Source organism: Frigoribacterium sp. CFBP 13729 (assembly GCF_014841875.1).
Lineage (GTDB): Bacteria > Actinomycetota > Actinomycetes > Actinomycetales > Microbacteriaceae > Frigoribacterium.
Genome location: NZ_JACYUR010000002.1, coordinates 1 through 11,749 on the forward strand (window position 1 = coordinate 1; position 11,749 = coordinate 11,749).

Sequence of the window (11,749 nt, forward strand, 5' to 3'; positions counted from 1 at the left end):
GGCGCCCCCGGGGCCTCTCTGCGCGCCCGGGGCGTCTGGGTGCCCGGGGCGTCTCTGCGCCCCAGGGCGAGGGCCGTCCCTGTCGCGGACGGGGGGCCTGGGCGGTCGCCCGCGCCTCCTTCGGGCTGGTGGTCGCCGGTCGCTGCTGCCGGGCTCGCGAATGCCGACCAAAGGACCTGCAATGACGGACTTTCGGAGGCTCAGCGAGCCGCTGAGAGGCTCACGGTCGGCATTTGTCGACTTCGTCGCGCGCTGAGACGACGACCCCGGCGAAGGAGGTGCGGGCAGCACCCACGCGACAGGTCCCGTCACCGAGACACCCGCGACGCACATCTTCCCCACGCATCCAAGTTGCCCCTCGAACACGACGAAGGCCCCGCACGAGATCGTGCGGGGCCTTCGTCGTGCTGTCGTCAGTGCGAGTCGTCGACGTCCTTGGCCAACGTGCCGAGGTAGAGCTCGATCACCTTCGGGTCGTCCGCCAGCTCGCGTCCGGTGCCCGAGTAGGCGTTGCGGCCCTGGTCGAGCACGTAGCCGCGGTCGCAGATCTGCAGGCAGCGGCGGGCGTTCTGCTCGACCATGATCACCGAGACGCCGGCCTTGTTGATGCGGCGGGTGCGGATGAAGGTCTCGTCCTGGCGCACCGGCGAGAGGCCGGCCGACGGCTCGTCGAGCAGCAGCACCTTGGGGTCCATCATCAGCGCGCGGGCCATCGCGACCGACTGGCGCTCACCGCCCGAGAGCGACCCGGCACGCTGGCCGCGGCGGTCGCCGAGCACGGGGAACAGGTCGTAGATGTACTCGAGCCGCTCGGCGAACAGCTTGGGGCGGAGGAACATCCCCATCTGCAGGTTCTCCTCGATGGTGAGCGAGGGGAACACGTTGTTCGTCTGCGGCACGAAGCCGACGCCGGCCTGCACGAGCTTGTTGGCCTTGAGGTTCGTGATGTCCTCGCCGCCGAGCGTGACGCTGCCCGAGTGGATCTTGACGAGGCCGAACAGGGCCTTGAGCAGCGTCGACTTGCCGGCGCCGTTCGGGCCGATGATGCCGATCAGCTCGCCGGGGTAGCAGACCAGGTCGCACCCGTTGAGGATGTTCACCCCCGGCAGGTAGCCCGCCGTGAGGTCGCTGGCGTTCATGATCGGCTCGATGCCGGCGAACTTCTCGGTGCCGGGGTGCATCTCGGTCGTCGAGGCGCTCATCGCTTGTCTCCGCTCTGCTGGTCGGCGGCCGCGTTCGTGGCCGCCGGGGTCGACCGGTCGGGGGAGCCGGGCAGGTCGCGTCCCGGCGTGCCGCCTGAGCCGGTCGTCGAGGAGGCGCCCGTCGCGTCGCCCTCGCGGGCCGCGTCCTCGGCCGCCACCTCCTGCTCGAGCTCCTCGAGCACCGCGTCCGTCAGCAGCGAGTCGTCGCCGAGGTCGGTGTCGTGGTGCGCGCCGAGGTAGGCGTCGATGACGGCCTGGTCGTCCATGACGGTGTCGGCCGGGCCCTCGGCCACGACCTTGCCCTCGGCCATGACGATGACCCAGTCCGAGATGTGCCGCACCATGTGCATGTCGTGCTCGACGAAGAGCACCGTGGTCCCCTCGTCGCGCAGGCTCTGGATGTGGCCGAGCAGCGACTGCGTCAGGGCCGGGTTCACGCCGGCCATCGGCTCGTCGAGCATGATCATCTCGGGGTCGCTCATCAGGGCGCGGGCCATCTCGAGCAGCTTGCGCTGGCCGCCGGAGAGGCTGCCCGCGTAGTCGTCCTTCTTCTCGTGCAGCTTGAAGCGGTGCAGCAGGTCCTCGGCCTTGATCGTGATCTCGCGCTCACGTGCCCGCCAGAGCGGCGGCACGATGCCGACGAAGAAGTTCTCGCCGGGCTGGTCGCGGGCCCCGAGCAGCATGTTCTGCATGACGGTGAGGCGCGAGAGCGCCTTCGTCAGCTGGAACGTGCGCACCATGCCGGCCCGCGCGACCTTGGCAGCGCCGACGTTGCCCATCGGCTTGCCGTCGAAGACCCACTTGGCCGTGTCGGCCCCGCGCTTGAACGTGGTCGGTGCCGACGACGCCTTGTCGAACCCGGTGAGCAGGTTGAAGAAGGTCGTCTTGCCGGCGCCGTTCGGGCCGATCAGCGCGGTGATGGCGCCGCGCTGCACCTCGACGTGCTGCACGTCGACGGCGGTCATGCCACCGAAGCGACGGACGACGTTGTCGACGGTGAGGATCGAGTCGGGCTTGGCCGAGCCGGGGGTGCGCTCGACGCTGGAGAGCTTGCCGCGCAGCACCTCGCGGTCGTAGTCGTAGCCGGGCTTGTCGCGACGGCCGGCGGTGCCGGACGTGCCGGCGGCGCCGGTCGTGTTCGCCGAGGTCGTGCTCGACGCGTTCGTCTCAGACACTGAACGACAACTCCTTCTTGTTCCCGAGGATCCCTTGCGGGCGGAAGATGATGAGGCACATCAGGGCGATGCCGACGAGGACGTACGAGAACTGGTCCGCCTGCTGGTTGCTCATGATGCTCGCCGGGATGAAGTCGCCTGCCAGGGTGCGGATCAGGAGGCGGACGACGAAGAACAGGATCGCCCCCAGCACCGGTCCGAACACCGTCGCGGCGCCTCCCAGCAGCAGGGCCGTCCAGATGAAGAACGTCGTCGAGCGGCCGAGGGCGTCGGGCTGGACCGACGAGGGCAGCACGTAGATGATGCCCGCCAACGAGCCGATCACGCCTCCGAAGACCAGCGCCTGCATCTTGTACGAGAACACGTTCTTGCCGAGGCTGCGCACGGCGTCCTCGTCCTCGCGGATGCCCTTGAGCACGCGGCCCCACGGGCTGCGGCTGAGCAGGAACACGATGAGGCAGAGCAGGGCCACGAGCGCCCAGGCGACGATGCGGATCCACCAGCCGTTGACGCCGTTGTTGTCGTAGGTGAACCACAGGATCGTGGTCTGGCCGTCCGGCAGCGGCGACAGGGCGGTGAACGGGTCGCGGTACGACGAGCCCGTGATGCCGTTGGAGCCGCCGGTCACGTCGGTGAGGATGCTCGAGCGGCCGACCATGCGGATGATCTCCGCGGCGCAGATGGTCACGATGGCGAGGTAGTCGCCCCTGAGCTTCAGCGTCGGCACGCCGAGGATGAGCGCGAACACGAGACCGCCGGCGAGGCCGATGAGCACGGCGAGCCCGAGGGGCAGGCCGTTGACGAGCGAGATCGCGAAGCCGTAGGCGCCGACGAGCAGGAACGCTGCCTGGCCCATGTTGATCAGGCCGGTGAAGCCGAAGTGGATGTTGAGGCCGATGGCCGCGAGCGCGAACGCCGCGGTGGTCGGGGCGAGCGCCTCGCCGGTGAGCTGGCGGATGAGGTCGATGACGTAGTCCATGGTTCTTCCCCTCAACCGATCCGCTCGGCGCGACCGAAGATGCCCTGCGGCCGGAACAGCAGGATGACGATCAGGATGAGCAGTGCGGTGGCGTACTTGAAGTCACCCGGGAGCACCAGGTTGGTGAGCTCGACGATGACGCCGATGATGAGCGAGCCGACGAGCGCCCCGAAGGAGGTGCCCAGTCCGCCGAGCGTGACGGCCGCGAACATGAGCAGCAGGATCTGCAGGCCGGTCATCCAGTTGACGCCGTTGAGCACGAGGCCGAGCATCACGCCGGAGAGGCCCGCGAGGCCGGCGGCCAGCGTCCAGACCAGGCGGATGATGCGGTCGACGTCGATGCCGGAGGCGGCGGCCAGCGCCGGGTTGTCCGAGACGGCGCGGGTGGCGCGGCCGGTGCGCGTCTTCGTGAGGAACAGCCCGGTGAGCACGAGCACCACGATCGAGATGCCCATGGCCACGTACGACTGCACGGTCAGGGTGACCCCGGCGAGCGTGATCGTCGTCGGGTTGGCCGTCTGGATGCGCACCGTCGCGGCGCCGAAGAAGTACTGGAACGCGTACTGCAGGGCGATCGAGAGGCCGATGGTGACGATCATCAGCTGCGTGAGGCTCAGCCCCTTCTTCCGCAGCGGTTTCCAGATCGCGGCGTCCTGCAGGAACCCGGTCGCGGCACAGATGACCACCGTCAGCGTCGCCGCCAGGAAGATGTTCATGCCGAGCTGGTTCGCGAAGACGTAGGCGAGGAGCCCGCCGAGGGTGACCTGCTCGCCGTGCGAGAAGCTGCTGAGGCCCGTGGTGCCGTAGATCAGCGAGAGGCCGATCGCCGCGAGGGCCAGCAGCAGGCCGAGGCGGATGCCCGAGGCGAACTGCTGCGCGACGCGGTCCCAGCTGAACGACGAGGCCTGCGCGCCGCCGGTGGTGGCGCCCTCGGTCTCGCTGAGCTGGAAGATCACGCCCGCGTTGGCGCCGAGCGTGGCGTTCACCATGCGCTCGTCCTGCTCCGCGTTGGTGAGGAACTGGCCGTCGGGCAGCGAGTCGGTGTCGAGGGTGACCGTGTACTGGCCGGCCTCGGTGACGGGCAGCGCCCAGCGGCCGGTGCCGTCCACCTCCGCGGTCTGCTCGAAGCCGCCGGGGCCGGCCACCTGCAGGACGACCCCGCTCGCGGGCTCGCCCTCCGAGGTGCGGATGCTGCCCTGGATGCAGCCGGTGGCGGGGTCGACGGTGCACGAGGCGGTCGCACCGCCGGACGCGTGGGCTGCGGCGGGCGCCAGCATCACCGAGACGAAGGAGCCGGCGAGGCCGAGCAACAGCGCGAGGACGGTGACGATCAGGGCAGGCCGCAGCGCGCGCGGTGCGATGGTCGTGTCGGGTTTCACGGAACCTCCTGGACAGGTGCCAGTCGGGGCGATGCCCCGGGTGCCGCTGGCTCACCGTCGTTGGTGAAGATACTTTCGCTGTGTGTCGGCCGTGTTTCGTGCAGGACACAGGCGAGAGTCGAAAATTCGTCACCCAATCGTGTCCTTCTGACCGTTCCACAGCGTGTCAGGGCCAGGAATGCAGGAGGCGCGGGCCGGGTTAAGATCGATCACCGGACTCGACGGCGATCCGGTGCTCCCTCCTCCCACCTCACTCGCTCCTTCGAAGGGGACTCATGGACCAGCCGGATCCGTTCGGATTCATCGGACTCACGTACGACGACGTCATGCTCCTCCCCGGGCGCACGGACGTGATCCCGAGCGAGGCGGACACCTCGTCGCGCCTCACCAAGCGCATCCGCGTCGCCGTCCCGCTGCTCTCCGCCGCGATGGACACGGTCACCGAGTCGCGCATGGCGATCGCCATGGCCCGGCAGGGCGGCATCGGCATCATCCACCGCAACCTCTCGATCGAAGACCAGGCCGCGCACGTCGACAAGGTCAAGCGCAGCGAGTCGGGCATGATCACGAACCCCGTCACGACGTCCCCGGACGCGACCGTGGCCGAGGTCGACGCCCTGTGCGGCCAGTTCCGCGTCTCCGGCCTGCCGGTCGTCGAGCGCGACGGCACGCTCGCCGGCATCATCACCAACCGCGACATGCGCTTCGTGTCGCCGTTCGAGATGCAGACGACCTTCGTCCGCGACGTCATGACGAAGGCGCCGCTCATCACGGCCCCCGAGGGCGTCGACCCCGACTCGGCCGTCGCGATCTTCGCGCAGCACAAGATCGAGAAGCTGCCCCTCGTCGACGAGTCGGGCAAGCTCCGCGGCCTCATCACCGTGAAGGACTTCGACAAGAGCGAGAAGTACCCCGACGCCACGAAGGACGACGAGGGCCGCCTGCGGGTCGGCGCCGCGATCGGCTTCTTCGGCGACGCCTGGAAGCGCGCGTGCGCGCTCCGCGACGCGGGCGTCGACGTGCTCGTCGTCGACACCGCCAACGGCGAGAGCGCCGGCGAGCTCGACATGATCAAGCGCATCAAGGCCGACCCGTCGTTCGCGGCGATCGACGTCATCGGCGGCAACGTCGCGACCCGCTCGGGCGCGGAGGCGCTCATCGAGGCCGGCGCCGACGCCATCAAGGTCGGCGTGGGCCCCGGCTCGATCTGCACCACCCGCGTCGTGTCGGGCGTGGGCGTGCCCCAGGTCACCGCCGTCTACGAGGCGTCGCTCGCCGCGCGGGAGGCCGGCGTGCCGGTCATCGCCGACGGCGGCCTGCAGTACTCGGGCGACATCGCCAAGGCGCTCGTCGCCGGCGCGGACACCGTCATGCTCGGCTCGCTGCTCGCCGGCTGCGACGAGAGCCCCGGCGACCTCGTCTTCGTGAACGGCAAGCAGTTCAAGAACTACCGCGGCATGGGCTCGCTCGGGGCCATGCAGACCCGCGGCAAGAACACGTCGTACTCGAAGGACCGGTACTTCCAGGCCGACGTCCCCACCGACGACAAGCTCATCCCCGAGGGCGTCGAGGGCCAGGTGCCCTACCGCGGCGCGCTCGGCAACGTCGTCTACCAGCTCACCGGCGGACTGCGCCAGTCGATGTTCTACGTGGGCGGCCGCACGGTCGACGAGCTGAAGATGAAGGGCAAGTTCGTCCGCATCACGGCGGCCGGCCTCAAGGAGAGCCACCCGCACGACCTGCAGATGGTCGTCGAGGCGCCCAACTACCGCCGCTAGCGCCTGGCCGTGCCGCGCCGCGCCGCGGTGCGCGGCGGCCCCGGCGCGCCGGCCCCGGGCGCCGCGCCGCGTGTCACAGGCGAAAAGGGACGAGGTAGGGGCGGGTCCGCCCCTACCTCGTCCCTTTTCGCCGTCACCGCCTCCGGGCGACGCCCGCACGGCGCAACTTCTCCGTCAGGCGAGAGGCGTCGGCGAGGTCTCGGCGCGTCCAGCGGACGAAGCCGGCCGTCGCGGGCAGGGCGCGGAGACTGTCTTCCCGCTCCTTCTCGTCCTGGACGACCTGCTCCGGAGTCCGACCGTGCCGGTAGGTCGCGCCTCGGTACTTGACGTCGCCGTCGAACTCCCCGAGTACGAGCCGACCCGAGTCGTTCGGGACGGGGAACGCGAAGTCGACGACCCCGATGGGCCCGTCCCCGTCGGCGAACGGGACCTGGAGCAGAGGCTCGACGAACCTCGCGTCGTGCGCGAGGACGCGGCTGACGGACTCCCCGGGTGACTCGCCCCCGGCGCTCCCGAAGTCGACGGCCCATCCCGCCGCTCGACGTCGCCTTGCGGCGGGGCGTGCAGCGAGCAGGACACGAAGGTGCTCGCGGGTCGCCAGCCCCGAGTGCAACAGGTGATCGACGAGGACGACGGCCTGGACCCGGCTCCGTGAGAAGAGCAGGTCCGCGACCGTCCTGTCCAGGGACGTGACCGGGAGTCCCGAGCGGCTCGCTCGCTCGACCGCGTGGAGGGGCGAGGCCCGGACGCGGAGGCGCGCGGTCGACGTGCCTCGCCGGGCGGTCGGGTCGACGAGCTCGACCGGTCCGGCAGGCCAGCCCCATGTCGGAAGCCCCCAGAGGAGCGCGGCCGATTCGTGGGACAGGAGGAGCCCGTCCTTCCGGCGAGTCGCGAGGGCCGCGATCGAGCGGAGGCGCTGCTGTTCACGCGGATCGAGCATGCGCCAGGTGCCGACCTCGACGTAGGCACCGGGCCAGACGCGAGCGACCTCTCCCGCGGCGCAGGCGCGGGCGAGCTCGCGGTCGTCGCGCCCTGTCTCGACGAGGTCGCGGGCCAGGAGCAGCTGTTCGGCGAGGGACGTGATCACGACGCCAGCTTGCCGACCGACGCAGGTCGCTGCAGCCCTGCAGCTGCCCGCGGGGGAACGCGCCGAGCCCGACGGCGGCTGGGGAGGAGTCACGCGACGGCGCAGGTCAGCAGCGTCGGCGGCGTCCTGGGACGAATGAGGCGTGGGGCCGCGCCTACCTCGTCCCTCGACGCCGCTGACTCGAACGTGGCAGGCCCGGGCCCGGGCCCCGGCCCGGGCTCGGGGCAGCGCGCGGGCGACCGGGGCGGGGCAGGGCGCGGGCGGTCCCGGGGGCTCGGCCCGCGCCTCCGGTAGGGTTGCGGCGTGACTGAGGTAGAGATCGGCGTTTCCAAGCGCGCGCGCCGCGCCTATGCGTTCGACGACATCGCGATCGTCCCGAGCCGGCGCACCCGCGACCCCCGAGACGTGTCCGTCAGCTGGTCGATCGACGCGTTCCACTTCGAGTCGCCGATCATCGCGGCGCCGATGGACTCGGTCGTGAGCCCGGCGACGGCCATCCGCATCGGCGAGCTCGGCGGCCTCGGCGTCCTCGACCTCGAGGGCGTCTGGACGCGCTACGACGACCCGGAGGCGGTGCTCGCCGAGATCCGCGGGCTGCCCGAGGACGAGACGGTCGCCCGCATGCAGCAGATCTACGCCGAGCCGATCAAGCCCGAGCTGGTGACGGCGCGCATCGCCGAGATCCGCGCCGCCGGCGTGCCGGTCGCCGGCTCGCTCAGCCCGCAGCGCACGCAGGACCTGTACCAGACGGTCGTCGACGCCGGCGTCGACCTCTTCGTCATCCGCGGCACGACGGTGTCGGCCGAGCACGTGTCGAAGACGACCGAGCCGCTCAACCTCAAGAAGTTCATCTACGAGCTCGACGTGCCGGTCATCGTGGGAGGAGCCTCCACGTACACGTCGGCGCTGCACCTCATGCGCACGGGCGCGGCGGGCGTGCTCGTCGGGTTCGGGGGCGGTGCCGCCAGCACGACCCGCGCCTCCTTGGGCATCCACGCTCCGATGGCGACCGCGGTCGCCGACGTCGCGGGTGCACGCCGCGACTACCTCGACGAGTCGGGCGGACGATACGTCCACGTCATCGCCGACGGCGGGCTCGGCACCTCGGGCGACATCGTGAAGGCCGTCGCCTGCGGCGCCGACGCGGTCATGCTGGGGGCCGCGCTCGCGCGTGCCACCGACGTGCCCGGCGGCGGGTTCCACTGGGGTGCCGAGGCGCACCACCCCGAGCTGCCGCGAGGCCGTCGCGTCCACGTCGGCCAGGTCGGCACGCTCGAGAAGATCCTCTACGGACCGGCCGACTCGGTCGACGGCCAGGCCAACATCATCGGCGCGCTCCGCCGCTCGATGGCGACGACCGGCTACAGCGACCTCAAGGAGTTCCAGCGCAGCGAGGTCGTCGTCGCTCCCTACCAGCCGCACTAGGCGGCGTCGCCTCCCCAGGCGCTCCGATCTCCCCTGGCGCTGCCAGCCGATCGGGCGTTGGATGGTCGCATGCACGGGTCCTCGGGCCCGCGACCGATCCGACGATGGAGGCACCGCATGGCCACGACCGCGACCGAATCCCTCTCCGCGAAGCTCGGGCCAGACGAGCGCGAGCGCGCCGTCGAGGCGCTGAAGACCGAAGAGCTCGACATCCTCGTGATCGGGGGCGGCATCGTCGGGGCGGGTTCCGCCCTCGACGCGGTGACGCGGGGCCTGAACGTCGGCATCGTCGAGGCCCGCGACTGGGGCTCCGGCACGTCGAGCCGTTCCTCGAAGCTGGTGCACGGGGGCATCCGCTACCTCGAGCAGCTCAACTTCCGCCTCGTGCGCGAGGCCCTGATCGAGCGCGGCCTGCTGCTGCAGCGCCTCGCGCCGCACCTCGTCAAGCCCGTGCGGTTCCTCTACCCCCTGAGCAAGCCGGTCTACGAGCGCTTCTACATCGGCGCCGGCATGGCCCTCTACGACATCTTCAGCTGGACGGGCGGGCGTCCGCCCGGGGTCCCGCACCACCGCCACCTCAGCAAGACGCAGGTGCTGCGAGCGATCCCGAGCCTCTCGAAGGACGCCGTCGTCGGCGGCCTCACCTACTACGACGCCCAAGTCGACGACGCCCGCTACGTCTCGTCGCTCGTGCGCACGGCGTCGAGCTACGGCGCCCACGCCGCCAGCCGCGTGCGGGTCGAGGGCTTCGTCAAGGTCGGCGAGCGCGTCGTCGGCGTGAAGGCTCACGACTACCAGACGGGCGAGCACTTCGAGATCCGCGCGAAGCAGGTCGTCAACGCGACCGGCGTCTGGACGGACGACACGCAGGCCATGGTCGGCGAGCGGGGCCAGTTCAAGGTCCGCGCGTCGAAGGGCGTGCACCTCGTGGTGCCCCGTGACCGCATCCACTCCGACATGGGCATGATCTTCCGCACCGAGAAGAGCGTGCTGTTCGTCATCCCGTGGGGCCGCCACTGGCTGGTCGGCACGACCGACACCGACTGGGACCTCGACAAGGCGCACCCGGCGGCGACGGCGGCCGACATCGACTACATCCTCGAGCACGTCAACAAGGTCATGGCCGTGCCGCTGACCCGCGACGACGTCGAGGGCGTGTACGCCGGTCTCCGGCCCCTGCTGGCCGGCGAGTCCGACCAGACCTCGAAGCTGTCGCGCGAGCACATCGTCGCGCACACGGTGCCCGGCCTCGTGGTCGTCGCTGGCGGCAAGTGGACGACCTACCGCGTGATGGCCGAGGACGCGATCGACGAGGCGGTCGCCGCGCTCGACGGCCGCATCCCCGAGAGCACGACGATGGAGATCCCGCTGCTCGGCGCCGAGGGCTACCACGCCGCCTGGAACAAGCGCGGCAAGATCGCGAAGCAGCTGGGCGTGCACCGGGTGCGCGTCGAGCACCTGCTGAACCGCTACGGCACGCTGACCGACGAGGTCCTCGCGTTGGTGCGCGAGCGTCCGGAGCTCGCCGAGCCGTTGCCGGGCGCCGACGACTACATCGGGGCCGAGGTCGTCTACGCGGCCAGCCACGAGAGCGCCCTCCACCTCGAGGACGTGCTGGCGAGGCGCACCCGCATCTCCATCGAGGCGTGGGACAGGGGCGAGTCCGCCGCTCCCGTCGCCGCGAAGCTGATGGCCGAGGTGCTCGGCTGGTCCGACGCCGAGACCGAGGAGGAGGTCGGCAACTACCTCAAGCGCGTCGCGTCAGAGCGCGCGAGCCAGCTCGAGCCCGACGACGAGTCCGCCGACCGGGTCCGTCTCGAGGCGCCCGACATCACCTTCGGCTTCGACGAGGACGACATGGTGGTGCCCGGTGCCGACCAGGGCGGCGCGCCGAAGCCCGGCGAGGACGTCGTGGAGCCCGCAGGCACGCCCGGCGACGACACGTCGGCGGACGCCCCGGGCGGTCGCGCGAGCTAGCACCACGAGGTCGCGAGGCGACCAGGCTGCATGAGGCGCGGTGCCCGCTGGTCGGGCACCGCGCCTCCTGCGTCCGCCCGCCGAGAACACCGCGTCGCTCCGGGAACACCGGGGGAGAGGTGCGGGTTGTCCACCGCATGAGCAGCCCGGTGTCCGCGTCCGTGCCCGTCGCTAAGCTGAGACGACTGCCCCTGAGTGACCTGGAGTCGGACCATGGCTGATGTGCGTCGAGTGAAGCTCCCCGGTGTGGGCGTGCTGCACACCTTCGTCACCGACGACGGCGGCAAGTGCGGCGTCATCACGCACCGATCGGGCCACAGCGACCTGATCACGTTCAGCGACGACGCCGACGGCGCCGACGTCAAGAAGGTGTCCCTCCGCCTCAGCGAGGACGAGGCGCACACGCTCGCCGAGCTGCTCGGCGGCACGCGCATCACCGAGTCCCTGTCGGCGCTCGACCAGATCCCCGGCCTCAGCATCGACTGGTTCACGGTCGACTACGACGACCACATCGCCGGCCAGCCGCTCGGCGACCTCGGCGCCAAGGGCGTCGTCGGCCTCACGGTCGTCGCCGTCGTGCGGGGCGACGCGGCGAACCCTGCTCCGTCGGGCGACTTCAAGGTCTTCCCGGGCGACACCCTCGTCGTGGCCGGCAGCCCCGAGAAGGTCGCCAAGGCCTTCGCCTGGTACCGCACGGGCGAGCTGCGCCACCGCAGCCCGGTCGACGCCCCGCCCGGGAGCTGATCG

9 protein-coding genes are annotated in these 11,749 nt (G+C 70.9%); 4 read left to right on the forward strand and 5 right to left on the reverse strand.

The window, feature by feature from the left end; genetic code table 11:
• Positions 1–413: 413 nt before the first annotated feature.
• The 4 genes from IFT77_RS06450 to IFT77_RS06465 form a co-directional block, all read right to left on the reverse strand.
• Complete coding sequence (locus tag IFT77_RS06450) at positions 414–1,181, reverse strand: ABC transporter ATP-binding protein (protein ID WP_371741009.1); 768 nt, start codon at positions 1,179–1,181, stop codon at positions 414–416.
• Between the two features lie 17 nt (positions 1,182–1,198).
• Complete coding sequence (locus tag IFT77_RS06455) at positions 1,199–2,266, reverse strand: ABC transporter ATP-binding protein (RefSeq protein WP_371741010.1); 1,068 nt, start codon at positions 2,264–2,266, stop codon at positions 1,199–1,201.
• Between the two features lie 103 nt (positions 2,267–2,369).
• Positions 2,370–3,356, reverse strand: coding sequence for a branched-chain amino acid ABC transporter permease (locus tag IFT77_RS06460; RefSeq protein ID WP_123547729.1), 987 nt, complete (start codon positions 3,354–3,356; stop codon positions 2,370–2,372).
• An 11-nt stretch (positions 3,357–3,367) separates the two neighbouring features.
• Positions 3,368–4,633, reverse strand: coding sequence for a branched-chain amino acid ABC transporter permease (locus tag IFT77_RS06465; protein WP_123548293.1), 1,266 nt, complete (start codon positions 4,631–4,633; stop codon positions 3,368–3,370).
• A gap of 377 nt (positions 4,634–5,010) precedes the next feature.
• Between IFT77_RS06465 and guaB the strand changes: the two genes are divergently transcribed.
• Positions 5,011–6,513, forward strand: a complete 1,503-nt coding sequence (guaB, locus tag IFT77_RS06470) for an IMP dehydrogenase (protein ID WP_192169542.1) — start codon at positions 5,011–5,013, stop codon at positions 6,511–6,513.
• Between the two features lie 133 nt (positions 6,514–6,646).
• On the opposite strand, the gene IFT77_RS06475 is transcribed toward guaB, so the two are convergent.
• Entirely contained in the window at positions 6,647–7,600 is a 954-nt protein-coding gene (locus IFT77_RS06475) for a hypothetical protein (protein ID WP_192169543.1), read from the reverse strand.
• A gap of 303 nt (positions 7,601–7,903) precedes the next feature.
• Between IFT77_RS06475 and IFT77_RS06480 the strand changes: the two genes are divergently transcribed.
• The 3 genes from IFT77_RS06480 to IFT77_RS06490 all read left to right on the forward strand — a co-directional run bounded on the left by IFT77_RS06480 (position 7,904) and on the right by IFT77_RS06490 (position 11,746).
• A complete protein-coding gene (locus IFT77_RS06480; RefSeq protein WP_123547732.1) occupies positions 7,904–9,025 on the forward strand; it encodes a GuaB3 family IMP dehydrogenase-related protein in 1,122 nt (373 codons plus the stop codon).
• A 117-nt stretch (positions 9,026–9,142) separates the two neighbouring features.
• On the forward strand, positions 9,143–11,002 hold the full coding sequence (locus IFT77_RS06485; protein ID WP_192169544.1) for a glycerol-3-phosphate dehydrogenase/oxidase: 1,860 nt from the start codon (positions 9,143–9,145) through the stop codon (positions 11,000–11,002).
• A gap of 231 nt (positions 11,003–11,233) precedes the next feature.
• Complete coding sequence (locus IFT77_RS06490) at positions 11,234–11,746, forward strand: cation:proton antiporter regulatory subunit (protein WP_233569095.1); 513 nt, start codon at positions 11,234–11,236, stop codon at positions 11,744–11,746.
• Positions 11,747–11,749 lie beyond the last annotated feature (3 nt).